At 34.3% G+C, this 26,731-nt stretch carries 32 protein-coding genes and 3 pseudogenes; 5 read left to right on the top strand and 30 right to left on the bottom strand.

Features of this window, described 5'->3' with window-relative positions:
* Positions 1-215: 215 nt before the first annotated feature.
* The 4 genes from ACFCYJ_RS22310 to ACFCYJ_RS22325 form a co-directional block, all read right to left on the bottom strand.
* Positions 216-1,850 carry an amidohydrolase gene (locus tag ACFCYJ_RS22310; protein WP_376077182.1) on the bottom strand — a complete coding sequence of 545 codons (1,635 nt, stop codon included), beginning with the start codon at positions 1,848-1,850 and terminating at the stop codon, positions 216-218.
* A gap of 157 nt (positions 1,851-2,007) precedes the next feature.
* A complete protein-coding gene (locus tag ACFCYJ_RS22315) occupies positions 2,008-2,664 on the bottom strand; it encodes a GNAT family N-acetyltransferase (RefSeq protein WP_376077185.1) in 657 nt (218 codons plus the stop codon).
* Positions 2,665-2,831: 167 nt separating this feature from the next.
* A complete protein-coding gene (locus ACFCYJ_RS22320; RefSeq protein ID WP_376077188.1) occupies positions 2,832-4,253 on the bottom strand; it encodes an NAD-dependent succinate-semialdehyde dehydrogenase in 1,422 nt (473 codons plus the stop codon).
* 61 nt (positions 4,254-4,314) lie between these two features.
* Positions 4,315-5,691: an aminotransferase family protein gene (locus ACFCYJ_RS22325; protein WP_376077191.1), complete on the bottom strand. Its 1,377-nt coding sequence runs from the start codon at positions 5,689-5,691 to the stop codon at positions 4,315-4,317.
* 204 nt (positions 5,692-5,895) lie between these two features.
* On the opposite strand from ACFCYJ_RS22325, the gene ACFCYJ_RS22330 reads away from it, so the two are divergent.
* Positions 5,896-6,807 (top strand): LysR family transcriptional regulator, encoded by a 912-nt coding sequence (locus ACFCYJ_RS22330; RefSeq protein WP_376077194.1) that lies wholly within the window; start codon positions 5,896-5,898, stop codon positions 6,805-6,807.
* 376 nt (positions 6,808-7,183) lie between these two features.
* Here ACFCYJ_RS22330 and ACFCYJ_RS22335 read toward each other — a convergent pair whose 3' ends face one another.
* From ACFCYJ_RS22335 to ACFCYJ_RS22460, 25 genes and pseudogenes are all read right to left on the bottom strand, one after another.
* Entirely contained in the window at positions 7,184-7,573 is a 390-nt protein-coding gene (locus ACFCYJ_RS22335; RefSeq protein ID WP_376077197.1) for a tyrosine-type recombinase/integrase, read from the bottom strand.
* Positions 7,574-7,590: 17 nt separating this feature from the next.
* Complete coding sequence (locus ACFCYJ_RS22340; protein WP_376077199.1) at positions 7,591-8,157, bottom strand: hypothetical protein; 567 nt, start codon at positions 8,155-8,157, stop codon at positions 7,591-7,593.
* Positions 8,158-8,476: 319 nt separating this feature from the next.
* Positions 8,477-8,650: a hypothetical protein gene (locus ACFCYJ_RS22345; RefSeq protein WP_376077201.1), complete on the bottom strand. Its 174-nt coding sequence runs from the start codon at positions 8,648-8,650 to the stop codon at positions 8,477-8,479.
* A 258-nt stretch (positions 8,651-8,908) separates the two neighbouring features.
* Entirely contained in the window at positions 8,909-9,130 is a 222-nt protein-coding gene (locus ACFCYJ_RS22350; protein ID WP_376077203.1) for a hypothetical protein, read from the bottom strand.
* A gap of 209 nt (positions 9,131-9,339) precedes the next feature.
* Positions 9,340-9,765: a hypothetical protein gene (locus tag ACFCYJ_RS22355; RefSeq protein WP_376077204.1), complete on the bottom strand. Its 426-nt coding sequence runs from the start codon at positions 9,763-9,765 to the stop codon at positions 9,340-9,342.
* A 15-nt stretch (positions 9,766-9,780) separates the two neighbouring features.
* Positions 9,781-10,239, bottom strand: a complete 459-nt coding sequence (locus ACFCYJ_RS22360) for a hypothetical protein (RefSeq protein WP_376077206.1) — start codon at positions 10,237-10,239, stop codon at positions 9,781-9,783.
* Positions 10,240-10,787: 548 nt separating this feature from the next.
* On the bottom strand, positions 10,788-11,048 hold the full coding sequence (locus ACFCYJ_RS22370; protein WP_376077209.1) for a hypothetical protein: 261 nt from the start codon (positions 11,046-11,048) through the stop codon (positions 10,788-10,790).
* A gap of 39 nt (positions 11,049-11,087) precedes the next feature.
* The gene (locus ACFCYJ_RS22375) at positions 11,088-11,588 is read right to left on the bottom strand and encodes a GH25 family lysozyme (RefSeq protein WP_376077212.1); all 501 of its coding nucleotides are present in this window, start codon (positions 11,586-11,588) and stop codon (positions 11,088-11,090) included.
* Positions 11,585-11,824 carry a phage holin gene (locus tag ACFCYJ_RS22380; RefSeq protein ID WP_376077252.1) on the bottom strand — a complete coding sequence of 80 codons (240 nt, stop codon included), beginning with the start codon at positions 11,822-11,824 and terminating at the stop codon, positions 11,585-11,587. The genes ACFCYJ_RS22375 and ACFCYJ_RS22380 overlap by 4 nt, the downstream gene beginning before the upstream one ends.
* Positions 11,825-11,837: 13 nt before the next feature.
* Entirely contained in the window at positions 11,838-11,963 is a 126-nt protein-coding gene (locus tag ACFCYJ_RS22385; RefSeq protein ID WP_376077214.1) for a hypothetical protein, read from the bottom strand.
* Positions 11,964-12,209: a hypothetical protein gene (locus ACFCYJ_RS22390; protein WP_376077216.1), complete on the bottom strand. Its 246-nt coding sequence runs from the start codon at positions 12,207-12,209 to the stop codon at positions 11,964-11,966.
* 4 nt (positions 12,210-12,213) lie between these two features.
* Positions 12,214-13,116 (bottom strand): annotated as a pseudogene (locus tag ACFCYJ_RS22395) (phage portal protein); the annotation flags it as partial.
* Positions 13,117-13,221: 105 nt separating this feature from the next.
* Positions 13,222-14,916: pseudogene (locus ACFCYJ_RS22400) on the bottom strand (terminase TerL endonuclease subunit).
* A 6-nt stretch (positions 14,917-14,922) separates the two neighbouring features.
* Positions 14,923-15,252, bottom strand: coding sequence for a P27 family phage terminase small subunit (locus tag ACFCYJ_RS22405; RefSeq protein WP_376077218.1), 330 nt, complete (start codon positions 15,250-15,252; stop codon positions 14,923-14,925).
* 104 nt (positions 15,253-15,356) lie between these two features.
* A complete protein-coding gene (locus ACFCYJ_RS22410) occupies positions 15,357-15,665 on the bottom strand; it encodes a hypothetical protein (RefSeq protein ID WP_376077221.1) in 309 nt (102 codons plus the stop codon).
* 1 nt (position 15,666) lies between these two features.
* Positions 15,667-15,987: an HNH endonuclease gene (locus ACFCYJ_RS22415; protein ID WP_376077223.1), complete on the bottom strand. Its 321-nt coding sequence runs from the start codon at positions 15,985-15,987 to the stop codon at positions 15,667-15,669.
* Positions 15,988-16,009: 22 nt separating this feature from the next.
* Positions 16,010-16,150: a hypothetical protein gene (locus tag ACFCYJ_RS22420; RefSeq protein ID WP_376077225.1), complete on the bottom strand. Its 141-nt coding sequence runs from the start codon at positions 16,148-16,150 to the stop codon at positions 16,010-16,012.
* A gap of 111 nt (positions 16,151-16,261) precedes the next feature.
* Complete coding sequence (locus ACFCYJ_RS22425; protein WP_376077228.1) at positions 16,262-16,432, bottom strand: hypothetical protein; 171 nt, start codon at positions 16,430-16,432, stop codon at positions 16,262-16,264.
* Positions 16,433-16,460: 28 nt separating this feature from the next.
* Entirely contained in the window at positions 16,461-17,180 is a 720-nt protein-coding gene (locus ACFCYJ_RS22430) for a hypothetical protein (protein WP_376077230.1), read from the bottom strand.
* A 141-nt stretch (positions 17,181-17,321) separates the two neighbouring features.
* Positions 17,322-18,608, bottom strand: a complete 1,287-nt coding sequence (locus tag ACFCYJ_RS22435) for a hypothetical protein (protein ID WP_376077233.1) — start codon at positions 18,606-18,608, stop codon at positions 17,322-17,324.
* Positions 18,609-19,328: 720 nt separating this feature from the next.
* A complete protein-coding gene (locus ACFCYJ_RS22440) occupies positions 19,329-19,790 on the bottom strand; it encodes a hypothetical protein (protein ID WP_376077234.1) in 462 nt (153 codons plus the stop codon).
* A gap of 253 nt (positions 19,791-20,043) precedes the next feature.
* A pseudogene (locus tag ACFCYJ_RS22445) lies at positions 20,044-20,442 on the bottom strand (hypothetical protein).
* A 97-nt stretch (positions 20,443-20,539) separates the two neighbouring features.
* Positions 20,540-21,157, bottom strand: a complete 618-nt coding sequence (locus tag ACFCYJ_RS22450) for a hypothetical protein (protein WP_376077237.1) — start codon at positions 21,155-21,157, stop codon at positions 20,540-20,542.
* The gene (locus ACFCYJ_RS22455) at positions 21,154-21,351 is read right to left on the bottom strand and encodes an XtrA/YqaO family protein (RefSeq protein WP_376077238.1); all 198 of its coding nucleotides are present in this window, start codon (positions 21,349-21,351) and stop codon (positions 21,154-21,156) included. The genes ACFCYJ_RS22450 and ACFCYJ_RS22455 overlap by 4 nt, the downstream gene beginning before the upstream one ends.
* Positions 21,352-21,387: 36 nt before the next feature.
* Positions 21,388-21,645: a hypothetical protein gene (locus tag ACFCYJ_RS22460; protein ID WP_376077240.1), complete on the bottom strand. Its 258-nt coding sequence runs from the start codon at positions 21,643-21,645 to the stop codon at positions 21,388-21,390.
* Between the two features lie 99 nt (positions 21,646-21,744).
* Here ACFCYJ_RS22460 and ACFCYJ_RS22465 point away from each other — a divergent pair, with 99 nt between their 5' ends.
* The 3 genes from ACFCYJ_RS22465 to ACFCYJ_RS22475 all read left to right on the top strand — a co-directional run bounded on the left by ACFCYJ_RS22465 (position 21,745) and on the right by ACFCYJ_RS22475 (position 23,197).
* Positions 21,745-22,062, top strand: a complete 318-nt coding sequence (locus tag ACFCYJ_RS22465; protein WP_376077242.1) for a S24 family peptidase — start codon at positions 21,745-21,747, stop codon at positions 22,060-22,062.
* Positions 22,063-22,099: 37 nt separating this feature from the next.
* Positions 22,100-22,492 (top strand): tyrosine-type recombinase/integrase, encoded by a 393-nt coding sequence (locus ACFCYJ_RS22470; RefSeq protein WP_376077244.1) that lies wholly within the window; start codon positions 22,100-22,102, stop codon positions 22,490-22,492.
* Between the two features lie 198 nt (positions 22,493-22,690).
* On the top strand, positions 22,691-23,197 hold the full coding sequence (locus tag ACFCYJ_RS22475) for a site-specific integrase (RefSeq protein ID WP_376077255.1): 507 nt from the start codon (positions 22,691-22,693) through the stop codon (positions 23,195-23,197).
* 288 nt (positions 23,198-23,485) lie between these two features.
* Here the strand turns inward: ACFCYJ_RS22475 and ACFCYJ_RS22480 are convergent, their stop codons facing one another.
* Positions 23,486-24,259 (bottom strand): alpha/beta fold hydrolase, encoded by a 774-nt coding sequence (locus ACFCYJ_RS22480; RefSeq protein ID WP_376077258.1) that lies wholly within the window; start codon positions 24,257-24,259, stop codon positions 23,486-23,488.
* A 214-nt stretch (positions 24,260-24,473) separates the two neighbouring features.
* Between ACFCYJ_RS22480 and ACFCYJ_RS22485 the strand changes: the two genes are divergently transcribed.
* A complete protein-coding gene (locus ACFCYJ_RS22485; RefSeq protein ID WP_376077247.1) occupies positions 24,474-26,567 on the top strand; it encodes a hypothetical protein in 2,094 nt (697 codons plus the stop codon).
* Positions 26,568-26,731: the final 164 nt, after the last annotated feature.

Raw genomic sequence — 26,731 nt, forward strand, 5'->3', positions numbered from 1 at the left:
AAAAAAATCTTCCCAGTAAAATGATCAATTAACTAAAATAGTAGGATAGTAGACTGATTCACTATCAATTACGCCTTGGCGTAATTGCGTCCGGATTTTGAATTGTGCCCGCACAATTCATTCCTTTGAAAATCCGTGACATCCGCCGGAGGCTTTTATCTTTATTCAGTAGGTGTTTGGACACCCACTGAAAAGGTACCAAAATCGCATTCATCTCAGCACCTATAGAGGTGGGAGTCTTCTGCTGAATAAAGATAAACAACTTCACCATCCATAATTGTTAACAAAACTTTCGTTTGAAGAATTTCTTTATTTTCTACTTCAAAGAGGTTTTTATCTAGTACAATAATATCTGCTAATTTTCCAACTTCTAATGTACCCAAATCTTTTTCTCTGAATGTGCTGTATGCTGAACCTTTTGTATACGCTTTCAACGCTTCTGCGAGTGTTATCTGTTCTTGACTATTCCACTCATAATCACCAGTAAAGTCTAGTCTCGTAATCGCATGGAAAATTTCTTTAAAAGGATCTAATGTTGCTATTGGATAGTCTGTACCAAGAGCAATATACTCGACTGCGTCGTATAACGTTTTACATAAATACGTATAAGGGTCTTTCTCTTTACCGACACGCAAAGTATGACTTTCTTTTGGCATCAATGCTAGATGAGAAGGCTGTACAGATGGAACAACCCCCAATTCTTTAAATCTCTTAATATCTGTCGGATGAATCACTTCAATATGCTCTAGCGCATGTCTTGAATCTCTCACACCATTATCCATCCTTGCTGCTTCAAATAGATCTAGAGCAAGCCTAACTGCGCCATCACCAATTGTATGGAAGCGAATTTGAAATCCTTCTTTGTCCGCTTTTGTCACCCAGTTTTTGATTGTTTCTACAGGAAAAGCAGTACTCCCTCGTGTTATAGGTTTGTCTAAGTAAGGATCTAACATGTATGCGGTATGTCCAGTTACAACACCATCAATAAACTGCTTAAGTCCTGCAAGCTGTAATTTTTCGGAATTGTACTTTTCACGCAAGCTTATCGCTCTATCTATATCATCATTTAACTCAGGGTAAAGATGAATTCGAGTCGTAAGTTTTCCAGCTTCATCATATGCCTTATACATATCGAAACTATTTAACTTATCAAAACTACTTGCAAACAAATCATTTACTGATGTAATGCCTAATTGAGCTGATTTTTTTAAGAACTCTTCAAACAATTCTTCTTTCCGTTTATCCGGAAATGCGAGAGCAATATCCACAACTAAATTCATTGCTGTTTCAAGAAGAATTCCTGTGATTTCATTATTTTCATCTTTTTGAATCGTACCATTAGGAGGGGCTTCAGTTTCATTTGTAACCCTAGCATTTTCAAGTGCTAAACTATTAACCCACGAATAATGACCTTCAGCGTGGAAAAGAATAATCGGGCGATTAGGAACTACTTTGTCTAAAGAAAAACGTGTCGGCAAGCATTTCTCTGCCCAATTTGTATGATCCCATCCATAGCCTATAATCCACTCATCAGCATGCACGTTTTCCGAGAATTGCTTTACTAAACTAGCAACTTCTTCTTCCGAATGAGCATCCGATAAATTGATACTTGCATGCGAGAAAAGACTACCAAACATGAGATGAAGGTGCGCATCATGAAATCCTGGCAAAATGAGTTGGTTGCCATAATGATATTCCTTCGTGTCTAAACCTATAAATGGTTTTATTTCCTCCATCGAACCTACTGCAATGATTTTGTTACCTTTAATCGCAATAGCAGCTGGCTTTGCTTCATTTTCTAAACCTGTAAATACTGCTTCACTCGAAATAACTTTATCAGCGATAACCATTTATAACTCCTCTCTTTACCTAAGATTTACTTCTAATGGAACTCTTATAACAATCGATTGAAAGCGCTTACACAATTAAAGAAGTTAAATAATCGCAATAAACAATGGGCATCCACTGTTCGCCTATTAAAATAGGCGAACATAGCGGACAAAAGACTCATACTAATTTAAGCTTGTAAACTGGATTTTTCCATTCCAAAAGTGTTGCATATTCTAATGACTCAACATCCCCAGGTAAATAGCCTGGCATTACTTTATTTAATACGTATCCGTTTTTCATTTGGAATGTTAATACAGGATCATATATTTTCCCTTTCATTACCTCTAGTGCATACTCATCTGCACTCATCTGCTCAGCATATTTATAGTAAAAAGGTATACGACCACCTACTAGCATACTTTCTAAGTTAAGTTTCTCACATATTCTTTTTCGGCCATCATACAAATGACGTCCCAATTGTAACCCTCTAAAATCTTCGTGTACTCCAATTTCAATACCATATAGGTTTCTACCATTAGGGTTATGATTTCGAATAAATCCTAAATCACAGATTTGAAAATATGAGTGACTATCTCCGTAATCTTCAAAATTTACAATTAGACTTAAAGCGGTTCCTACAATTTTACCGTTATATTCTAGACAAATTTGACCTTCTGGAAACAACTCAATCTGACTTTCAAAATGCTCATATTTTAATGCCATATCAGGTCCGAAACACCTCATAGAAAGTGCGGCAACTTCAGCAAGATCCTCTTTTAAAATATTGCGGACAACTATTTCTTGTCCATTATTTTTAAAATTTACTTGAGACATAATAAATTCACCCTCTTATTTTATTGGAATTAAATTAAAGTTTATTACTTTATTAATTGTGTAGACTGTCTCCCATACATTCTTTAGAAACTATGTAGGGGAGACATGGAGAATGTAGATAAGTCTACTACAATATATATAGTTACCTAGATTAGTAACATTTTTTATTATTTTAAATAAATCGATACAAACTTCTTCTCCAAGTACTCCTCAAGTCCGTACCAACCGCCTTCTTTCCCCATTCCACTTTCCTTCATACCACCAAACGGAGCTTGTACAACCACTGGAGCTGGATCATTAATACCAACAATTCCGAACTCTAAAGCACGCATCATTCGTAAGCCTCGACCAATGTCTCGCGTATAACAATAAGCTGCAAGACCATATTCAGGATGGTTTGCTCTTTCAACTACCTCTTCTTCCGTCTTAAATGTATAAATTGGTGCAACTGGTCCAAATGTTTCTTCTGTTGTAATCTTCATATTATCGCTTGCATATTGAATAACTGTGGGCTCAAAGAAGTAACCGCTTCCATTATTTAATGTAAATACATTACCACCCGCAATTACTTTACCATCATGTTTCACAGCGTCTTCTACTTGACTTTTCACTTTTTCAAGAGCCACTTTATTAATTACTGGACCGACATTTACGCCATCTTCTAATCCATTTCCTACAACTAATTTAGATACCTTTTCAGCTAACTTTTCTGAGAATTCATCAGCTACAGTTTCTGCTACGTAAATCCGGTTAGTGCTGATGCAAGTTTGACCTGAGTTAATAAACTTAGACACTAAGATACCATTAACTGCTGCGTCAATATCAGCATCTTCAAATACAATATACGGTGCGTGTCCACCAAGCTCCATTGATATTTTCTTCACTGTATCAGACGATTCACGGATAAGTTTTTTCCCCACACGCGTCGAGCCAGTAAATGTGATTTTACGAACGTCTGAGTTACTCGTCATCTCGTTTCCAATTTCTTCAGCTGGGCCAATTACCAGGTTTGCAACTCCAGCAGGTAGTCCAACTTCATGAAAGCATTCGAATACTTTTATCGCCGAAAGAGGAGTTAAGTCAGCCGGTTTTAAAACAATCGTACAACCTGCAGCAAGTGCAGGTGCAATTTTTCTTGTAATCATCGATAACGGGAAATTCCATGGTGTAATAGCTGCACATACCCCAACAGGTTCGCGAATTACCATTAAGTGTTTATCAGCTGCAGATGCAGGAATTGTTTCCCCATAAATTCTCTTAGCTTCCTCTGCATACCACTCTAGATAGCCGATCGCACCTGCTACTTCACGAGTAGCATCTGGTAAAGGCTTACCATTTTCAAGTGTAATTGTTTCAGCTAATTCTTTTGTTTTTTCTTTCATCAATTGAACTACTTGAAACAGGTAGTTGCTGCGCTCATTTCCAGTTGTCTTACCCCAGGATTCAAATGCTCTCTTCGCACTTTCGATTGCTTCTTTAGTTTCAGTTTTACCACCTGTAGCAACAGTTCTAATTATTTCTCCTGTCGCAGGATTTGTTACATCTAATTTATTTCCTGTATCTCGCCATTCACCATTTATATAAAGCACTAGAGAACCTCCCCTTTTTTAACTATAACCACCACTACTCAACTTACTTTATAGGAATAGTTTAGTTGCGTGTATTTTTAAAAGCAGTAATCGAATCGTCTATAATTTGAATCATTTTTTCAATTTCTTCTTTGTTAATAATAAGCGGTGGCGCAATTGCCACAATTTGGTTATATGCTCCAAGCGCTCTTAATATTAATTGGCGATTGAAACATGCGTCAACTACCGCATTTGCTGGGAAAACAGTTTGATCAAACAATTTTCCACTTGTTGGATCTTCATAAAGTTCAAATGCAGCCAACAGACCAATTACTCTGCAATTTGTTACAATACTATGTTTTTCAGCTAAGTAATCTAAACCTTTTTTAAGTTCTTTCTCCATTTCGTTTACGTGGTCAATAATATTATCACGCTCTAGTATTTCAATGTTTTTCAGTCCAATCGCACAAGCAGTCGGATGGCCACTATATGTGAAACCATGTGGGATAACAGCATCGAAGTTAGCAATTGTTTCTCTAATTTCATCATTCATCATGACCCCGCCAAGTTGCGAATAACCACTCGTAATTCCTTTTGCAATTGACATCATATCAGGGACAACATTCCAGTTGTTTACACCAAACATTTTCCCCGTACGACCAAATCCACAAATAACTTCATCTGCCATGAAAAGGATATTGTGCTCGTCACAGATTTTACGAACTGCTTCTAAGTAACCTTCTGGTGGAATATTAACTCCGCCCGCACCTTGCACAGGTTCAATAATAATTCCGGCAATCGTCTCAGCACCTTCTCTTTCAATTGTTCCACGGATAGAATCTGCATAGTTCGGGTCACTTTTATCACCTAACTCGCTGTTTAATAGGTGGGCTGTTGCACGAACAACTCCGTCTATATTTGATGATGCGAACTTGTGGTATGCTGCAAGACCAGTAGCTGTTTGCGCTCCTATTGTTACACCGTGATAAGCATTCGTTAGCGCAATAATCTTTCTTTTTTCTGATTTCCCTTTAAGCTCCCAGTAGAAACGAGCTAATTTAATTGCTGTATCATTTGATTCTGACCCACCAGAAGTGTAGAATACACTATTTAAATCTCCTGGTGCTAACTCAGCTAATTTTTCAGCAAGTAGAATGGATGGTTCATTTGAGAATCCTTTAAATGATGATGCATACGCGAGGGTAGATAATTGACTATTACCAGCATCTGCAAGTTCTTGATTCCCATGTCCTAAGTTCACGTTCCAAAGCATTGACATCCCGTCGATGTATTCCACATCATCCGTACTTGTAACTGTAACGCCTTTACCTTTAACAAAGATAATAGGCGGTCCATTGTCAATTAAAGCCTTCGGATTTGTAGCTGGATGTAGCAAGTGCTTTTTGTCCAGTTTAGCTAACTCTACAGTTTTTGATTGTTGAGTAATTTTAGTTGTCATTGATAAAACCTCCATTTATAAATTAATAATTTGCGATTGGATAGACACACTCTGGTATCAACTAAACTGAAATACAGTTTAGATCCAATTTTTGAATTATTCTTAATTATGAAAATAGTATATCTTTACATTTTTATAATGTAAATTATAATATTTATATGACTTCCATATATTTTATGAATACTAAAAGGAGGAGTTATCAAAATGAACCTTCATCGTTTACATTGTTTTATTACAGTAGTTGAGGAAGGTAGCATTACAAAAGCTGCTACTGCACTGCAAATGACTCAACCCCCCTTAAGTATTTTAATTAGAAAGTTTGAACAAGAATTAAATGTCACTTTGTTTAATCGTTTAGGTAGATCTCTTGAATTAACACCAAGTGGAGTATTTTTATATGAAAAAGGAAAAGAATTACTTGATTTATCTGAGAATACGGAGAAGAAATTAGTCGAGTTTCATGAAGGAATTAGAGGTACTGTGAAATTGGGTTGTACTACTTCAGCAAATCTATTTATTTTGCCAAATGTCTTAAAAAAAATTCAAAAGGAAACTCCTAACATAGTTACACATGTTCGCGAGGGTAATACATCATATATTTTAGAAGAACTAAGAAGTCATAAAATAGATATTGGAATTGTCCGAACTTCAGTGAGAGCGGAGGACATCCATACTTCAACACTACTAACAGAACCTTTACTTTTAGCCCTTCCACCCAACCATCATCTATGTGAAAAAGATTCTATTGATATTGCAGACTTGAAAAACGAACGATTTCTTTTAAATACAACATCTTATGGATCAGGTGTTGCTGATGATGTGATCGAGGCATGCCAAAAAAGTGGATTTACGCCTAATGTCGTTTACTGGGGGACAGAAACATTACCAACACTTATGATGGTAATGAAAGGCGCAGGAATTTGTTTTGTACCTAGCTGTTTCAAGCTACTTAATTCTCCTGATTTACCGGTACTTAGACCACTAGCAAATCCAGTGTTACAAACAAAACTTAATATAATTACACTTAAGGATCGTTACATGACATCAATTTCCAAACGATTTCTTGCGATTACCGAAGAGGTTGCAGAGAAAATGACAAGCATTTTCAATGATTAATCTGACTACTCCCACAGCTAAAGCAGTGGGGTTCTTATATACTTAAGAGAAGCGTTACAAAGCTCTCCACAGATGGTGTTGCCATGTCCTGTGTACAACATCTTTGATTTATCCTCTGTTCCATAAGACTTTCTTATTTACACAACCGATGTTGTGTTGGCAATAAGTTTTAACGAAGGCAGGTAGCTCTACCTACGGAGGAGTACCCCTCACAAAAAAGCACTTCATTCCTCCCACCTCTGAAGAATTGGGCTTCCTGAAGCTCAATTCTGTGATTTTAAGACATTCACTTTTATTTTTTTCAAAGAAAAAAGTGAATAGGAAATTACCTACTTACTTACTTACTTGCAATTCACTTGATTTTTAGGACATACAATTAAAAAATATCTCTCAAATTGTTGGCTAGTTCTTCAATATCTAAATCTAAATACTGTGTGGTTACCGCTAAATCACTATGTCCTAACGCTTTACTAATCAACGCGACACTTGCCCCTTTTTCTAGTAAACTCTCTGCATATGCTCGTCTAATTGCGTGAGCATTGATATTTTTCAATCCATATCGTTTAGCATATTTATTTAACTGTTTAGAACTCGCACAATTAGATGATTTATTAGTATTCATAGCCAGACCATTTTGTGTAATAAATACATTATGATTACCTGTACCGAAATGATCTCTAACACCATCATTTAATTTGATTAAAACTTTTAATATTGCAGCTACTTCTTCATCAATTGGCAGCTTTAAAAATTTGTGATTCTTCAAAGCTAAACCATCTAACTTTAAAAATAAATTATCAAAATCAATATGACGTTCGCGTAGTTACCTAACGTACTAATACGAATCCCCGTTTTATACATTAACTTAATGGCTGCAGCATCACGAAAACCAATAAAAGTTGTTTGGTCAATTAGATGCAATAGCTTACCAATGTCCGATTCTTTCGCCCCTTCTTTAACCTCTTTATCCACTTTAATATGGATAGTCGCCCAGATGCGGTCTTTAATCCAACTGTTATTATAGAACTTGCTTAATACGGCTTTAATTGATTTTAAACGAATCAACTTTGTTCGCGGCGAAACTTCTAATACATCTAAATAATGATAAATTGATTCTACTGAAATATCCTCAACGTACTGTAAACGATTAACCGTCATAAATTGATTAAAAATGTATTCATAGCTTTCAATAGTACGTTGCCGATGCCCCACAATTTGCATTTGTTTAAATACCGTTTCCAATGCTGCAGCTACTGTAATAGCATCGCGAACGTCCTCATACTGTTTTGTGGGCAGTACAACCACATCACCACTTACTGCAAATACACCATGCTTTCTACTTTTAGACAAAACAAAAAAACCTCCACTTTCATTACTGAATTTGAAGGTCTACGAATAGTTAAAATATGTAGGGATAAGAAAAGGGATATTCAACAAGAGATCAACTCCCGTTCAATATCCATAGTCTGTTAAATTGTTGATATGGCTACGTTTGTAGTCACTTTATGTATGGAGACGACAGGTGTCACTACACACTGTTAAACCATATTTACATAGTTACGATAAACCGTTATATATCAAGGTTTTATTCATTTTCTTGTGAATAAAATTACGACAGAAAGTAATGTTGTAAAACATATTTTGTACTTTTTTTGTACTTTTATTTGTACTAAAAACCAAACTTTATTAACACGAAAATAAGTAAAACCATTGTTGAAATAAAATACTTTAAATACCATTCCCGAAGACCTTCTTCTTCCTCATATCCTTGTGGCATAAAGAAAAAATTATCAACGATTTTATAGATGCGTTGAATATCAGTGACTTTGATTAATTCCACCACTTCATAGATTCCCTTTAGTTCATAAATTACTTGCGCTTTGATTTGATTTGTAATTTTTCTTGCATTTGAACTAAAGTATTCAACTTTTTTAAGTACGCATTCTCCATTTCTATTTGTTTAATACGTGCTTCTCAGGCCTCAACAGATCCTTCAGCTGGTGTTGATTTCGTTGTTCTTTTGTTTTCTTTTTTCATGGATGGATGCCCCTTCTTTTTTAGAAACGAGGGCATTATAACCACCAACCTCAAACTTCATCTTCTAATTCCGAATCATGCCAGGAGATGAAATATTAAATAGTGCAGCTGTGTCAATCGAAGATGTACCTGTCTCTCTCATATAATTAAGTACATTCATTTTATAGTCAGCTGAATATTTTGTATAGGACTTTAATAAAGTCTCTACACCCTTTTTTTGATAACGGCGAACCCATTCACTTACAACCTTAGCTGTCACTCCGATATCTTTCGCGATATCAATCATAGGTTCATTTCCATTCTATCACTGGACTGCTTGAATATGTCGTTCAGCATTTACTTTTACGGGGCAGTTCATATTATAGTTTCTGTTTTTTATCTGTATATTTAATGATACATTCACCAAAATGATAGTACGAGGTGGTAGAATATACTTATTTGGATAGGTAGTATCAAGTTAAAGCATGGTTATAATACATACAATTTATATTCCCTTTAATAAGTAGCACTATATGAAACTTTTTTAGCATTGCCAAATAATTTAGCATTCGTATCATTTACTGAATTTGATAATCCATAATAAACATCAATCCAGTAAGTACTTAACCCCGTTCCAGCACCAGTATCGGAAACAGTAAATTGACTTTTGTTAATATTAGGTCCTACTAAATATAGTGAACTATCAAGAGTAATTGAAGTTCCAAAAGGAATAACAGGGTTTTTATTAAAATCTTTATGAACGGCAACTGTGTTATATTGCACATTATAGTACCCATAAGTGGCCCCATGCCCAATTGTTAAACCTGTGTAAGCGGTAGTATTTTGATCTTTATGATATTGTGTGGCAGCGTATGCTTCTGGTGTAAAGTTAAACACAGTCCCAATTAATAATGTTGTTATTAAAAATACTATCTTCCTCATTTTTAACCATCTCCTTTAATTTGATGAAACAAGATGCTTTCCATTTTTGACATTAAAATAAACAGCTACCATTTGTTTTTGGTCATTATTCCATCCTATTACTAACATTAGGGGAGTACCTGTCTCCGGGTCTTTCCGAATCATAAAATTATAGCCTTTGGCCCAATCTTTACCTGGATTAATATTACCAAATTTCAGTGCTTTTTTAAGTAATTGAGGTGAGTCGTAGTTTATCTCTCCCAATCTTAAAAACTCTTTTTTGGGATAAGGAGAAGCATCATTCCTCGTAAAATCATTTTCTTGATCTATTTTTCCATCATGAATGGTTACTAAAAAATACTTATTAGTATCTGGCACTCCAAATGAAATATTCCAATATTTTCTTTTCCCATTACTCCCAATTAACTTCTCTGTCTTATCTTCTAAATCTATATTTACTGCTTGTAATAATTGTGCATCTTCATCCCATTCCAAAGCAGAAGGGTATGCAAGTTTAATTGCCTCTAAAATGGATAATTCAGTTTTTATTTGAGAAGAATGCGAGCTCAAAAATGGTATTACAATGACTAATAATGCAGGGATTAATATCAGTAAAAAAACAATCCATTTCTTTTTTACTTTTTTTTCATATAATCACCCCTTTTTAAGAGTAAATGTATCATTATGTAAATACTACCATTTTTTTCTAATTGCTTGTCTATATTTTTTATATGATACATCAAACCTATTGGATGTTCTAATTAATAGCAAAAAAACGACCGAGATAGTATGTTTTTGAACTGCAACCCGTCAAGTAGACAGCGGAAATAATAAAAATTGTATTAAGGGGCTCAAGCCGTTTAATCGTTTTTGGTAGCGATGAAGATTATAAAAATGAATATAGTAATCAATCTCTAGTTTTAACTCGATTTGATGTTTGCTATGTCTCATCAAAAATACTCCCCTTAGTTAAATAGATTTTATTTTTTAATCTGTCTACCTAATAGGGAGCATATCAATTGAGTACCTCGGCTTTTCTATTACTAACTACGCTGTGCAATGATAAGTTTTAAACCTTCATAATCACCTGTAGTTAGCTCCCTTTCATCGAATTTCTCTAACCAAGATTTATCAATTATTTTTTTATCGATTGCCTGTTCAATGTAGTCACGAACTGCTGCTTTTGTTTCTTTAATTGTAAATTGCATTTTATCATCATCCTTTTCTGTCGGCTTATTGTCTTCCTCATTTTTATTGGTAAACCAAGATAATGGATTATTACCGTTTAGTAGATTTAAATCCACATTGCCTTTAATACCAGCAACTGTCCCCTTCTCTTTGAACTACCATAAATCACATGGATAATCAGGCTTTAAACCTGGCGCGCTCGTGAGGCTGTAGCGCGGAATCCATAGGAAATCATAGTTTCTAACAGTGTTCATCTGATACGGCTTGTAAAAGTGGTGTCCTGTATACAGCCCAACTTTGACGCCTTTGCCTTTTAAATAATCGATGAATGCTTGTGTGCCTTGTACAATATTTTGAACGCTTGCTCCGAAACTTTCCTCAACATCCACAACGTAAAATAACGGCTTATGCGCTTGCGCTCGTTCGTAGAAGTCTTTCGCTTGCGCCAATGCCTCGGTCTTATTTTTGAACGTTACATAAATGTGTACACCGAATGGCACGTTGTATTTTTTACAACCTTCGATATTTCGAACGTATTTACGATCAATAGTGGTCGTACCATATTGGGTGCGGGTAATGGCTAATTCAACTTCTTTTCTTGCTTTAGACCAATCAATATCTCCCTGGTGATGTGATATATCAATGATTTTACTCATTTCGTTTCACCGTCCTTTGGGGTATCGTAAAACAACGCTTGTGTACTATCTGAAACACCTTTTGTTGTTGGGTCAATGATAATACCAAGCAAACCTAAAATGCTTAGGATCGTCTCAGAAATGGCTGTTACTTGGCCGTTATAAATCGTAATATCGACATTAAAAATGCCCGCTATTTGATTAGCGAGCACAATAAGTAATGCAATTAATGACACCCAAAATTGTTTGTGGCGTATACGTACTTTCTAGTTAATTTTCATGTGTAATTCCCTCCACTTTATCAATTCGTTTATGTGCTTGCTTTGCTGATTCTTCCACACGTACTAACCGTTCGTTATGGGCTTCAATTTTTCTCGCTTGGTCCTTTAAATCCAATCAAATATCATCGACGCCCCTTGCAATGTAATCCACTTTTGAGGATATACTTGCCTCAACTGCCCCCTGATTTTTACTATCTTTTTTCATTGTTACAATCACACCGATAACGCCTAGTAAGGCTCCTATGGCTCCGAAAAGTAATGACATTTCAATATTCATATAACACCTACTTTCGCCAATTTGTGTACGTTTCAAAGACATACGTGGTACCTGAGAAAGTTCTGTAACCTTTTCGGCATTCATAGCTTTACGCTGTTGTTATTTCTGTACTGTCCGACACTTTTATTTTTGATGTATCAATTTTCAAATATGTTCGTTTCAAATATTCATCTTTTGAATAAGCCTTACGATTGAATTCATCTTCCGTCATTTCTGCAGGAGGATTCAGCGCAAACATAATAAAGTTATCAGTCTGTTTATCGATGTCAGCCAAATCGCCTTTAAGTAGTCCGCGCGGCACATGAAATGCCATCGCTACATAATTAAAAATATCATCCACTAGGTTACTTATATCTCGACTATCTATTGTTAAACCTGTTTTTGAATCTGACATATCTTCAATTTCAAAACCCTCTTGTAATTGGAAATCAACACCTTTCTTGTCTGGATCAAACCAATTCTTCAATTGATTTTCAAACATGTCATCAATCGCCTCTTGCGTTTCATCCTGCGGTCTTAAAAAATCACCTTTAATTAATACTCGCTTATTATTTTTTAGCTTGTAATAACTTTTAGCCGCCTCAATCATTTTCCCATGTGATTCGTATAATTCATCGATCACTGACAATATTTTTGTATCTGTAAGTTTTAAACGAATAACTTCGGATTCTGAATACTTTCTATCAAGCGTCAAATCACCTATTTGGATACCTGAATATACGTTTTCATAGAAGGCGTATTCTTTAACATTAAAGCTATCAGCTATATAAAAATTGTCATTTTCCATGATGATTAAGCTTTCACCTTCATAAATGAGTTTTCGAATAGCTTTATGGAAAAAGGCAGTTGCATTTTGATTTTGATTAGGCTGCACATTTAAAGCATAATACATGTTTCCTCTATACAATTTTCCTTCTTTATAGGTTTTTATTTCACATCTCGATAAAGCGTTAGCGATAAGATTCACACATATTTCTACAGCTAATTTTTTGTAATAATACTCAGCTGATAACTAATAATAGTAATCTTTCAAACTCTCTAATTTACCTTTTTTTAAAAATCGTTTAATCCATTGCCACATTTCTAATTTCACCTCCTAATAGCTATAAGTTTTAATAGCCCGTTTAACATTTTCTTTCGTAATAATTTTCGTGACGAGTAGTTCATCAGCTCTCCACATACCTGTAACAAAACAGTCAAATCCGTCTGTCTTCCTTCGAATTGGCTCTTTCTTTGAATACTCTTTATTGCAGTCCTTTTTGATGATGACTAGCACATTATTCGTATACCAGCGCATCAGCGGATTATATCCAAAAATAATTTGCTTATTTGCAAATGCCGTTTCTATTCGAGGCTCAAGTAATGCATCTGCTGCCTTCGGATTACGTATAACTTCTACTTCAAATCCAGCATCTTCTAATGCCGTTCGTACTAAGTCAGCTCTAAAATTATCAATGATAATCTTTTTAATTTTATAGATTTTCCGCGCTTCCACAAAATAATTCACGATATGTTTAATACCAATTGTCGGCTCGTCAACTACAGTAAGCAGTCCTTTTTCTTCCCATTCGCGAATAGGAGCTAATATTTTTTTGTTATCCTTTTCATTCCGCTTCTTTGAATAAGCATAAAAAATATCCGCAAACTCTTTACGGACAAATGAATGAGCTTTAAATGCGTAATTACCTTCTGGTCGGAATAATAATCCGCATGCTGCAAAATCTCTAATACTAGCGTAATCTAAACAACCTATACATTCATGCCCCTTTAATTCAGGCATTTCATTTTCAGTTGCCGCCATGATTTCATCCCAAGTAGCCACCGATTTTTGTAAATCCGTTATTGGACAATTCATGCGTTTGGTCATAAATTCTTCACGGTTTGACGGATCTTCTTCTAAGTCATCATATTCTTCATAAATTGTGTCGAGAAGACCTTGTGCATATTCACTCAGCGGTTTAGACAACATCGGATTAGCTTTTTCCCAAAGCTCTGGATTATCTACTTCTTTTTCATCATCCAACTTACAGATAAACGGAAATAAAGCATCAGATCGAGCTTCCCCATTTAATACATTCATAGCTCTTTCTTTGAGCTTGTCTAAAAAACCATCTCGAATATAACCATCTGTACCGATATATAATTCTCGTGGATTTGCCTTTTTTCCAAGACCAGAAATGTGTACACGAACATCTTTATTTGTTTCAAAATAATGTATTTCATCAAATACGACTGCACCATCACGCAAACCGTCTTTTGTATTACCATTAGATGTCCTAAATCTAAAAACACTATCTGTTAATTTGGAAATTATTCTAGTAGCTGTTGCTTTGAAATATTTCTGTAGAGTACTATTCCGTTTGATTGTTTTTTCTGCTTCTTCCACAGATGTTTGTGCCTGTTCTTCAGAATTAGCCACAACCTAAATATTATATTCTCTAATACCATGTAAATCGCTAATCAAGAAATTTCAAATAACCGTGATTAATCCATTCTTACCGCCGCCACGACCAAGCATCCACAAATGTTTTCTGTAAAACACGCGGTCATTCTTTTTAAAAAATAAAAAAACGAAAGCAATTAAGAACTTCTGATAAGCATTCAGAGGAAAGTACCACTTCTCCCCAAAATTTATGCAGTCCTCAATCATTTCGTCATTGAAATACAAGTCATCACGTGACAAAATATCACGCTCTAAATATTTAATTAAAAGTTCTCCCTCTTTATTAAGCTTGATTTTACCCTCTCGATAAAGTGAAATATATTCATCTACATATTTTTGTCGCAACACGTTAAGTTAAGTCAAATCACTTCTACTATCACTACCACTATTAGTTGTAGTCTGTGACGGTAATGGTTTATCCAAACCTAAATCTTTACCAAGAGCGATTAACGAAGCATTAATTTTATTTTTCTCTGCGATGGCCGGATTAGGTTTGGTGAATTTTTGCGAGCCATTTTCTGTTGTAATCATCACACCAAATTCTTCTATCGCTGCATCTAACATATAATATATCTCTATAAGATTAATATAACGTTCGACCTTCTCAACTTCGATATTTCTATTTTTATCGATGAGCGCCATCAACTCTTTTTTTATCGCATTTAATTTTCTTTTATTCACCATCCCCCCCCTTACGCGAGAAAAATTCAAAAAAAATTTGCGAGTACAGAACCCTACCCGTTGAACGAATCCCTTAAAAAAGCCGGAATTTTTTGACCGGGGGGTATTTATTTTACATATTTTAAATGCTGATCAGCGAAGTCAACGATGTACCAAATTTCTTCGGCCGAAATCGACAACAAATTACATGCGAAGTCAAGTTTGTTATTGTTTTTCAATTGTTCTCGTACCTTCTCAATCGTCATGTGCTTGCACTTACGAGCATTGACACAATCTCTTATCTGTTTGTATCGATAGTAAGCGTAACGAGTAAAGGCGTTCAGCATGTCTCGCTCATACCAATCATGTTGTGGTTTTAATACAGCTACCTCGATAACATCAGTGTCATATGTCCATGTGCCATCTGTGAGTTGCATGTTACCACCTCTCATCATTCATATACTTGGTTGCCCTCGTTATCTCTAGTCGATCATGTACATCGTTGTGACATTTAATGCATAAGCATTGTAAGTTGCTTAGAGTCAATGACAAATGTGGATGCGTCTTAACTTCTTTCATGTGATGAACATTTTCAGCTTTGTGATAGCGACCAGCTGCTTTACATAACTGGCATTCATAGTTGTCACGCTTTAACGCTTCTTTGCGTAAAGACATCCACTCACGGCTCTTATAAAATTTCATCAACTCATTATTATTAATGTGCTTGATTAGTTCTTGTTTACATTCAGTTTTAATCATTTCATTGTTCAGCCCTCCACAATTAGACTAGATCATGTACTGCATCTGCATTGCCGTATGTTAATCCAAACACACTCACCTTGCTATTCATTACGTGTACTAAATCATCGCTGTATGCATTGATGTAGAACTGTTCTTTCGCATCGAATGAAATAGCTGGCACTGTGATTACCTCTCTGACTCCTTCTGCTTCAATACCTACAAATACAAATGGAACTTTATATTCACGTGCACCGTTAAACGTTTTAGTTTTGTTTTGTTAATGGCATATACTTTACCCTCCACAATTCATAATGATTTGCTCATTAGCTTTTATAGTCTGTTTAGCTTTCGACTTTATATCTTCAAGACTGCACACCCTATTCATAACCTCACGATTAACGCCTACGATTACTTGATAGTCGATAGGATATGCAATCTTCAAGGCATAATAAAAAGCATCCATAATGGATGCTCCCTTTTTAGACATTTAATTATTTGACTTCTAGGATTTTCGTAATGTAATTTTCGATTTTAATAATATTTTCATTCAAAACTTCTATAAATTTTTCATAATTAGAATTGAACTCTCCATTTATTTCTATCCATTTTAAATAAACATCATTTTTTAATGCATCAATAGAATCATCAAATTCCCAATTTAAATTTATGTAATTTTTATATGCATCAATGAACTTAAAAACTTCTACATTAAACGTATCAATATCTACCTCATTTTTTATAAAAATTTTTAATTTCTCAATTTCTTTTCTAAAACTTAATATTTCATCAATATCAAGCTTTAATTGATCGCGATAACTATTATCTACCAAATTATACTGGTTTATAAGTCGAAGTCTTTTTCTTAATATTTTTCCACTCACTTCAACTTCCATATTAGTTAATTCACCTTTTATTTTATGAACAAATTCTTTCAATTCAACTAATTTGTTTAAAGCTGTATTGGATTTGTTTACTTTTAATTCTAAAGCTCTGTTTTTTTCATGGTTTTCAAATTGTTTGTTCATTTGATAAGTAGCGACAATATAAGCACCTAAAGCTCCTAATGCACCACCAATCATACTTAATATCCCTCCGATAATTGAGGCTTTATTAGGACTGTCTTCTCCGATTACTTGAAAAGCAATCGCTAAAATTCCAAATAAAAATACTCCTGCAAAAATACAAAGAATTACTTCTATGACTCTTCTCATTTTAATTCCTCCAAGATTTACTAGGATTATCTTATCATGGAGAAAATCAAATGAATATATAAGCATTATAAAAAGCCACACCTTGTTAGATGTGACCTTTCATCTTAAATTTTAATAATTCGACACTATATGTAATACCTATTAATTAATTGTAATACCCTCGACTTCTTGCAAGTATTTCTTCATTCTTGAATCTTCCCTCATATATTTAAGTATTGGCCATTCTCGCAATTCTTCTATATCTAGTGAATCAGGGTCGCGATCTAAAATTCGGAAAAATTCGTCTGAGTTTTCTAATAAAGATAATTTAACCAGTTGAAAATAAGTTTGTAATCCGCTCACATCGCAATTTCTTATTGATTTTTTAATCTCTTCAAAATTCCCGAGTTCCTTTTCACATAGCCATATATTCATCTGTGTAATAATTTTATCGGCATGAGTGTCAGCTTCTGCAAGTAAAAACTCATAAATAAATTTAGCAAACTCCCAATCTTGTTCTTGCATTGATTCAAAAGCCTGTTTAAATATATAGTCGTTTGCATCGTCCTCACCATCTTTATTGAACACTTTCCACGCTTCCAATAAAAGTATTACTCCAAAAATTTTAACATTGTGAACTGCCTTATTTAAATAATCCTCAGAAATAGAAAGTCGTTGCCCTTTAGTTACTTTTTGCGAGTATTCTTTAGAAACTTTATTTAAATATACATTGTTTATTACTCCATCGTTATGCACAAATAAGTTTCTTCTACTATAAGCTTCATTAATCACTTCTGTGAATAAATCTATTTTTTTTGTATTAACTCCTGCTTTATTTAAGTAAGAAATCCAACTTTTGAATCCCCCGTACATTATATCAATAACTTCAATTTCAATTAAATGTTCCAACGCCTCGTCTAAACTCTCAAAATCCATAAGATCTCTATATTTAATAGATTTTTCATTAGGATTAAATGCGTTTGGAAATTTAAATAATCTCATCTTTATAATATTTGAGATTAAATTTTCAAAATATATCATTAAACTTGTTAGTGAGTTCCTGTATAGTAATTCTTTTTGTCTTGTAATTAAATCGACTATCCTCATTATTTCCCCTATTTCTCTTTCCATTTGAGAATTAGTGATTTTAAAGGCAACTTCTCTGGTTTCCTTATCTTCGACTTCTCTTGCAAAGATATTTACGCCTTTATCAGCAAATTTTTCATTTGTCTCATTTATTATCTGAATATCAAAATTTCCTTCACTAAAATTTTTTGATAATTGTAAAACATCGCTTAAAAGCTCTGCTGCAGCTTGGGTAAAATCATTATTTTTAATGCCTCTGCTCCTAAAATTAATATTCATTAATTCATCTTGAACCTTAATAAATAGTTCTAAGGCTTTTAAATTTTGTATAAAATTATGAAATTCAGTTTGTAATTTTGTCAATTCAATCTTCCCCTTTGCTAAATTTAATACATGGTAAATAAATTAATATTTGGAGAATACACAGAAACTAAAGAACTAAAAAATACACGTATTCATGATTATATTAACTTACATTTTATACAATTTCAAAATAAATAGACAACAAAATCCAAAGGGATAAATTTTTGCTATCTATAACAAATATTTCATACTAATATTATCATGGTCATTTTGCCTTGCATATGTCCACAAATTTCCTTATTCAATTTTTAGTCCATAAACCCCAAAAAGTAGAATAGATAATCGCTCAGCTACTAATTGTTCCTAGATATACTCACGGATCGTATCAGGCTTCTTTAGATTACCCTTTACCATTAGCTGTTGTGCGGATCAGTACATGCATCAATGGTTTCCTCCTCTATTGTAGATTGTTTTCTTTTAGCATCCTTTTCATTTCGTTAGCTACTTCATCAGCTGCCCTATGAAACGACTTGCCTTCACTCACCTTTATTTTTATATCGTTGATTACTTCCCGTGTCGTTCGCTTAGCATCAGCCAATCCTTTATTGTAAGCTGCATCTACTGCCTTACGTTGCCTATTTCAACTAATCACGATAACACTTCCAACGACTACGACTACGAATACAATAAAGATATTTAAGAATACATCCAATCCCATTCACCACCTCCCAAGGCATAATAAAAAGCCACACCTTGTTAGATGTGGCTTTGGACAAATTACTATTTGTGAATATTTGTTATCAAACTATTAAAGTAGATTGCCTTCCCTCTTTTCTTTTGAATTCTTACTAGACTAAGAAATAAAAAAATAGCGATAACACCGGTTAAAATACCAGTTAACAGAGATACGGAATGTTGCTCTAATTTAGAAAACTCGCCCAATGGTAATCTAAAAATAATCATTAAAAATCCAAATACCCCTAAAATTGTAGGGAAATATTTAGATGGATCTAAATTTTCTTCAAGTTGTTTAGCTCTAGCTTTTACTATTAATACATCATTTTCATTTAATTTTTTTAAGCTATTAATATTGTTTTTTACGATTCTTTCGTTTTCTGTTTTTATTATCAAATTAACATCAATAAAAGTTAAGAAAGAATCATCTTTTGACATTGCATCAATTAATTCGTCTCTGAATTTCATATCTTGGATACATTGTTCTATTTTATTTAAATTAGACATAGATAACATCTCCCCCATTACAATTATAATTGTAACGGAAGGTGATTACATTAACACAATTTTGATATAACAAAAGACCGTACTATTTCTACGGCCTCTCATGCTTGTTTCCGACATACACGTACAAAGTAAACGTGCTTATATTTGTAAGGAAATTTTGTTTACACATTTCCGTGCGCTTTTTGATACTACTATCATATAACGGATTTTCAATAGATTCAGCAACTACATAGTAAGGTACTATTTTAATACATTACTTAGATGATACTTTTTCAGCATATTGCATCATACGCATTATGTTAGCGTGTTTCATCTTGATGTAATTTGTACTGTAGTTTAATTCACAAGCGATTGTTTCGAGCGCCTTGCCTTCCACATGCTTACGATAGAGTATTTTGTATTCAAGCCCATCGAATGTACTAATGAGTTTTTTCAAATCATGAAGGTCATTTAATTTATGAGCTAATTCATATTCAATTGCTTCAATCTTTTCTTCTACATTTGCACCTAATGATTTAGCTTCTAGTTTATATTTACCTAAATCATTTACGTTCTCTCAACGCTTCAATTCACGTTTTGTTTTATCGAGATTGTATTCAAGGTAAGTTATTTGTTCTTCAAGCTTTCGATAATCTTTCAACCATTCATACAAATTTAACATCTCCCTTTTTTCACAAAATAAAAAAGAACAACAAATGAAAGTAGCACCAACTACTAACAAATGTTGTCCTTCAGAGGGCTGATAGAACTTACTGTTCATATTTTTTTATTTCACTCATAATTTCATCTATTTTTTTTTCATTAATATAATGTTCAAATTCTTCTTTTCTGATAATTTCTGAATTATTTATAAATTGAATTTTAAACAAAATTTCCTCATATCTAATCCTATCTTCAGGATTTTCAAAAGCTTTTTCTTCAAGTAATAGTTCTGAGATAAAAAACAATAAATATTCCACTTTACTATTACCATCACTTTTATTTAATATATTTTGTATTATAGGCATTGTAACCGCAACTACTATCGTGTACCCTCCAATCACTACTGATTTTTCAGCCAGATCTGGAAACGGAAAATACATTATTAAATACAAGAAAAATAATATCTCGAAAATAAATACACCTATTAAAATATTTTTTATTTTACTACTCTCTTTTCTAACATAAGTATGTTCCTTATTATGAAATAACATGCTATCTAGTCTTGCAGCTGCATCATTTTTACTGATATAAGCATCAAATAACATGTTATTTAGTTCTTCTACTTTGGAAAATTTTCTATTTTCATTTCTTGAACTTTTTAACCGCTTTTGTTCTTTTGTTTTTTTTATTTCCCTTTGTTTTCTACTTAAATTTTTCTCTGTCAAAACTCCTCACCCTCGTCCCACTTTACTCTTTTTACCCTGCCCTGTTGAGTGACAATTTTGGTTTCTGCAAATGCTGGCAATTCTGATACCTTGGCCTTACCACCAGATAAAATAATCACACAGTTTTCAGGTAACTTCATTATATCAACTTCTAACAGACCATCGCAGTTTATTTCTAAATTTTTCATTCTCATTTTATCAACACCTACCTTGTTTGTTTATTTCTTTTTTCAACATTTCCTAATCGAATATGAACCCTCAACCAAAACTGGCACTCCACCTTGTAGGGTTATGTGCAGTTGATGCATTTCTTTTTCACATCGATAAACATGTATTTCTCGACCTTCAACCTCAATTATTTCTTCTATCGCCACCAATGTAGAATCAAATTCTTTTACTAATGATTCAAAACGCAATTTGAATTTTATCTCTGCAGGATCCGTCGACTCATTCACTTTGTCACGTAATTGGTCCAGCTCTTTTTGCACCGATTCAGGAATTACCTCAACAGTTGCCGCTTCGATAGGTTTAGCCTTTAAACTCTCTTCTAATTTTTTAGCCCTGGACTCAGCAACAGCTAATTCACAATGTTAGGTAAAAATGCTGATCGCCCTGGTGCATTCATGATGAAAGTAAACGGCGATAGTATGGATAAAATTATTCCAAACAATAGTTATGTTGTTTGTATTCCAGTGGGAGAACATGAATTACATGATAATGACATCGTTATTTATTCTTATAATAATGAATCATCAATGAAACGTTTTAGTGTGCGTGGTGATTATGTAGTCTTTAGTCCTGAATCTAATAATCCAAGATATTTTGATTTCGCCATTTCTAAAGACAACGAGAGTGAAGTTGAAATTTTAGCAAAAGTAATTTTATACGCGGTCACTTTGGGGTAGCTAGATGCTACTCTCTTTTTTGAATAGGAGGGATATTATGCCTGTATATAAAGGGGAAAAACGAGGAAAATATTGGGTTAAAATGCAAATTGAATTACCTGATGGTACAAAGAAGCAGCATAAGAAAACAGGATTCACAAGTAAAGGTGAAGCCCAAGAGTACGAGGCAAAGATGAAAGCTGGTGTACTTGAAAATGTATCTAAATTGACTTTCGAAGCGGTTGCCATCAAGTATCTAAATTGGTATGAGACTAGAAGAAAACCAGCTTCTTTTGCAAAAGTAGAACCCATAGCAAGAAAATATCTAATTCCTTATTTCGGCAAGAAAAAAATAGAACGCATTAGTACAGCTGATATTATAGAATGGCAAGATTACATGATGAAAACTAAATTTGAACAACGTTGGGGAAAAAATAATATTAGCGAATGACACATTATTATCTATTCACACTAGGCTATCGGCCATTTTTAATTTCGGTATGAAACATCACAATTTAAAAATGAATCCTTCAGCTGTTGTTGGTAATTTCGAATTAAAACCAGTTAAAAGGCTTAACTTTTGGGAAGTACATGAATTTGAGGATTTTTATAACGCCATCGACAACATAAAATACAAAATCGCATTTCTATTACTGTTTTATGGGGTATACGAAAAGGCGAATTGTTGGGGTTACAATGGAAAAACGTTGATGATAAGAAAAGAGAAGTTTTTATCGAAGTTAGTGCAGGTAAATTCGGTGTAGATGACACAAAAACTGAAGCTTCGGAGCGTGTTGTTTCAATACCTGAAAGTTTAGTAAAGTTAATGATGGACTACAAAGAAAGTTTGCCAGAGGCTTTTAAGGAAGATGATTGTTTTATATTAGGTGAAACAGGCACTAGACCTTTATCGCCAACACAACTTGATCGTATGTATGATAAATATCTAAAAAAATCGAACGTCCGCAGAATCCACATTCATGAATTTAGACATTCGCACACTTCATATTTGATTAATAAAAAATGCACTATAACTGTTGTTGCTGCTCGATTAGGTCATAAAGATGTAGCTGAAACATTAAATACTTATGCTCACCTTTACCCTAATTCACAAGATGAAGCTATAAAAATAATAGAGCAAGACATCAAAATATGATGCCTGCTCTATTGATTTAGTACAATTTGTACTTTTCGTGTACTCGATTATCTTAAAACTTTGATATATCCACGTTCCTCGAGTGAATATGGAGACGACAGGTGTCGAACCCGAGTCTAGAAACGCCAATACTTCAGCTTCTACGAGTGTATCTTGCCTATTCATCCTATATCCTCCAATCCCCACACCAATCAACTTATAAATATGGCATACGTTTTACAAATATCTCCCCTACCTATTATATAGAATAGGCAAAAAGTAAAAATAGATTCCTTTTTGCACTATTGACTAATTGATAACCTCCCCTTCTGGTAACTTCCCATCCTTAATCCACTCTTCAACAAAACGGTTAAAAAACTCAGGGTTCGCTAATGAGACACCGTGACCAATATTAGATAACACAACACCTTGACAATTAGGATTGCTATTTATAAGATGGAGTGCAGATTTTTTCATGTTGCCCTTCTCTTTTTCACCGACCGTTACTAAAATGTTACATTGGGCTTTCGAAAAATCATGTGGGATGGCAAACGACATATTCTCTTGCAATATTTTAATAAGGGTATCTAATTTTATCTTTGAACTATCTTCATAATATTGCTCAAAATAGTCTTGATCTACATATAACGTTTTAGCTTGAAGCTTGGCGAATGATTTATTTTTTATTAAGGGAAAAGTCAATTTTATCAATGGTCGAATCCATTTTTCTGCAATTGGGGAAGGTGTCACTAAAGCACTGTTGATGATGGCAAAATCTATTAATTGCGGTTTTAAACTAACCATTTGAATAGCAATTTGTGCTCCTAATGAAAAACCGACTACTATAACATGTTTATTTTTTGCTTTCTCTTCTATTATAGTTAGAAGTTTTTTTGCACTATCTTCAATTGAAAAATCAGAGGTATTATTAGCCTCGTTATCTAGTAATTCTGGTACTACGCAATGATAATCGGAAAAGTATTGGACTTGTTTATCCCACATCCACCCTCCAACACCACCCCCATGAATCAACAATATGAGTGGCTTATGTAGATCTCCGTACTCCTTATAATGCATTACCACACCTTCTTTCCTCATTCTTGTATTTCTCGGGAAATAATTAGATTATTCCAGCATTTTTATTCACTGTATTTATTTTACTATTTATAGTGTCATATTTATAGTTTCTGCTGCATATATAATACTTGAAATACATTTTGCATTTTTTAACGTAGCATTGTGGCTCTTGGGATTGAGGAAGAAAGACAAAAAAATAATAAACATGGAGGTAATACAGATGGATCAAAACAAAACTAACGAACCAAAAGTAAAAGCCATTACCCCTTCCAGTTTAGGAGAATTTCCCCTCGCACCAATTAGTGGCTTATATGCATGGAGTGAACAGCAAATCCGTGAGGAACTTCGCCTCGACGTAGACGGGTACTACTCACAATTGGTAGCAAGCGGAACTATTATTTCAAACCAGTCTTCTACTATTCATTGGATTGCCAAGTTAACAGCTAATGGACCAAATACTTGGACAGGCAATATTCGAAATAAATACCTAGACGAACTACAATCATTTCCTTATACAAATGTAAAAATACAAGTAACACGCGGTTCATTGCCTGAACAGCATACTGCGGAAGTCGCATTTCTGATTGGAGGGGAGACAGACAAAACTAGTACGTTCCAGTTTCAATCTCCTTACTTCCATCCTGTGGAATTTGAATTTGATGCAGAAGAAGGGACAACACCATTCACGACCTATCAAACACACGCGCATCCAGACAAGCCAGCATCTTTGCCGGATGAAACTCTATCAATCGCAGAGGTTTTTAAACGAACTGGGTTTGATGTAAAAATATCAGACGGTAATAATATTGTTTCCAAAGACTATGCCGGGACTGATAAAAAGTGGAACACTCAAGAAATGCATGATGCCATGCAAGTATATTGGTCACACTTTGATAATAAGCCCCAATGGTCCATGTGGACATTTTTTGCAAATTCGGAAGCTGAAGAAGGCCATGGTCTGGGCGGTATTATGTTTGATAGCATAGGTCCGAATCATCGCCAAGGGACTGCCATTTTCAATAATTCATTTATTGCCGATCCTCCTAAAGGTGATCCCGCTCCTGAAGCTTTTGTACAGCGCTATCGTTTTTGGTGTGCTTGCCATGAGATGGGACATGCTTTTAATCTTCTGCATTCTTGGCAAAAACATCTAGGTCATCCTTGGGAACCTTTGGAGCGTCCTCTTATCCCAGAACCAAAGGCTCTAAGCTTTATGAATTATCCTTACAATTTTGATAGTAAATCTAATGGCAAGGAGTTCTTTAAAAACTTCGAGTATCGTTTTAGTGATCAAGAACTGTTGTTTATGCGACACGCACCTGAGCGCTTCGTACAAATGGGTAATGCTGACTGGGCTGTAGATCATGGTTTTGAGCAACCAATCATTTCTATTCACCCTTCTTTTAATCTTGAATTGAGGGTTAACCGTAAATCACCTATATTCCAATGGTTAGAACCTACAGTTATTGAAATCAAACTAACGAATACTTCGAATCAACCTCAGTCCATCAATAAACATTTATTGTCCGATTTATATGGAATGTCTGTAATGGTTAAAAAAGATGGAAAACAAGGACGTCGGTTACTACCTCATGTTCAATATTTATGGAACAGAGAGAACAAAGTAATAATGCCTGGTGAATCACTGTACGAAACCATTTTCGTTTCCGTAGGGAAAAATGGCTGGTTAATTGATGACCCAGGATTTTATAACATTCAAGTGGCTATGCAAATAAACGGTCATAACATCGTATCAAATAACTTAAGGCTTCGAGTTTTACCGCCTACCGGATATGATCAGGAATTCCTTGCTCAAGACTTTTTCACTGAAGAAGTCGGCCGTGTACTTGCACTCGATGGCAGTCGTTATCTTGACAAAGGAAACGATATCCTTCGTGAGATAACTGAAAAACTTCCTGACCATGCTGTTGCTCTTCACGCTCATATCGCTCTTGCTAAACCATTGGCGTTCGATTATCAATTCCTTGACTTCACAGGAGACTCAGATACAAGAGGTAAAATCAAACTAATACCTGCCCAACCAGATGAGGCACGTAAACAGTTTACTTCTGCGTTAACAGAGCACAAACAGGTAGCTGCTAAGACACTTTCCAACATAGATTATCATGATTATATGGGAACATTCAGTGAATTTCTAAGTAATCAAGAAGAAAACAAGGAAGCTGCACAGGTACAGAATGTCCTTTATCAAACGCTGTCTGAACGGAATGTTCTAGATAGTGTATTACAAAAAATCAAAAATCGCCGTGAAAACTATGAACAAAAGGAAAATGAATTTTCTACGAACATATAATATTTCCGCCTAAATAAGCTTCTTTCAATCTAAATACAAATAGAAAACCGTCATTTCGAAAAAAGGTTGATCGAAATGACGGTTTTCTGTTTGATTTAAAGTTTGATCATTTTTTCAAAATCTTCAATTTCAACATAAAGATCTAATAAAAAATATATAAATAT

This window comes from Lysinibacillus sp. NPDC056232, assembly GCF_042267565.1.
Taxonomy (GTDB): Bacteria; Bacillota; Bacilli; order Bacillales_A; family Planococcaceae; genus Lysinibacillus.

Coding starts and splice junctions, on each gene's coding strand:
- ACFCYJ_RS22390 (WP_376077216.1), bottom strand. CDS start 12,209: ATGAATGCCGAAAAGGTTACAGAACTTTCTCAGGTACCACGTATGTCT.
- ACFCYJ_RS22470 (WP_376077244.1), top strand. CDS start 22,100: ATGCCTGTATATAAAGGGGAAAAACGAGGAAAATATTGGGTTAAAATG.
- ACFCYJ_RS22355 (WP_376077204.1), bottom strand. CDS start 9,765: ATGAGGAAGATAGTATTTTTAATAACAACATTATTAATTGGGACTGTG.
- ACFCYJ_RS22455 (WP_376077238.1), bottom strand. CDS start 21,351: ATGAGAATGAAAAATTTAGAAATAAACTGCGATGGTCTGTTAGAAGTT.
- ACFCYJ_RS22440 (WP_376077234.1), bottom strand. CDS start 19,790: ATGTCTAATTTAAATAAAATAGAACAATGTATCCAAGATATGAAATTC.
- ACFCYJ_RS22325 (WP_376077191.1), bottom strand. CDS start 5,691: ATGACAACTAAAATTACTCAACAATCAAAAACTGTAGAGTTAGCTAAA.
- ACFCYJ_RS22405 (WP_376077218.1), bottom strand. CDS start 15,252: ATGGTGAATAAAAGAAAATTAAATGCGATAAAAAAAGAGTTGATGGCG.
- ACFCYJ_RS22425 (WP_376077228.1), bottom strand. CDS start 16,432: ATGGATGCTTTTTATTATGCCTTGAAGATTGCATATCCTATCGACTAT.
- ACFCYJ_RS22415 (WP_376077223.1), bottom strand. CDS start 15,987: ATGATTAAAACTGAATGTAAACAAGAACTAATCAAGCACATTAATAAT.
- ACFCYJ_RS22485 (WP_376077247.1), top strand. CDS start 24,474: ATGGATCAAAACAAAACTAACGAACCAAAAGTAAAAGCCATTACCCCT.
- ACFCYJ_RS22310 (WP_376077182.1), bottom strand. CDS start 1,850: ATGGTTATCGCTGATAAAGTTATTTCGAGTGAAGCAGTATTTACAGGT.
- ACFCYJ_RS22430 (WP_376077230.1), bottom strand. CDS start 17,180: ATGAGAAGAGTCATAGAAGTAATTCTTTGTATTTTTGCAGGAGTATTT.
- ACFCYJ_RS22375 (WP_376077212.1), bottom strand. CDS start 11,588: ATGAGTAAAATCATTGATATATCACATCACCAGGGAGATATTGATTGG.
- ACFCYJ_RS22315 (WP_376077185.1), bottom strand. CDS start 2,664: ATGTCTCAAGTAAATTTTAAAAATAATGGACAAGAAATAGTTGTCCGC.
- ACFCYJ_RS22410 (WP_376077221.1), bottom strand. CDS start 15,665: ATGCAACTCACAGATGGCACATGGACATATGACACTGATGTTATCGAG.
- ACFCYJ_RS22350 (WP_376077203.1), bottom strand. CDS start 9,130: ATGATTGATATCGCGAAAGATATCGGAGTGACAGCTAAGGTTGTAAGT.
- ACFCYJ_RS22465 (WP_376077242.1), top strand. CDS start 21,745: ATGTTAGGTAAAAATGCTGATCGCCCTGGTGCATTCATGATGAAAGTA.
- ACFCYJ_RS22330 (WP_376077194.1), top strand. CDS start 5,896: ATGAACCTTCATCGTTTACATTGTTTTATTACAGTAGTTGAGGAAGGT.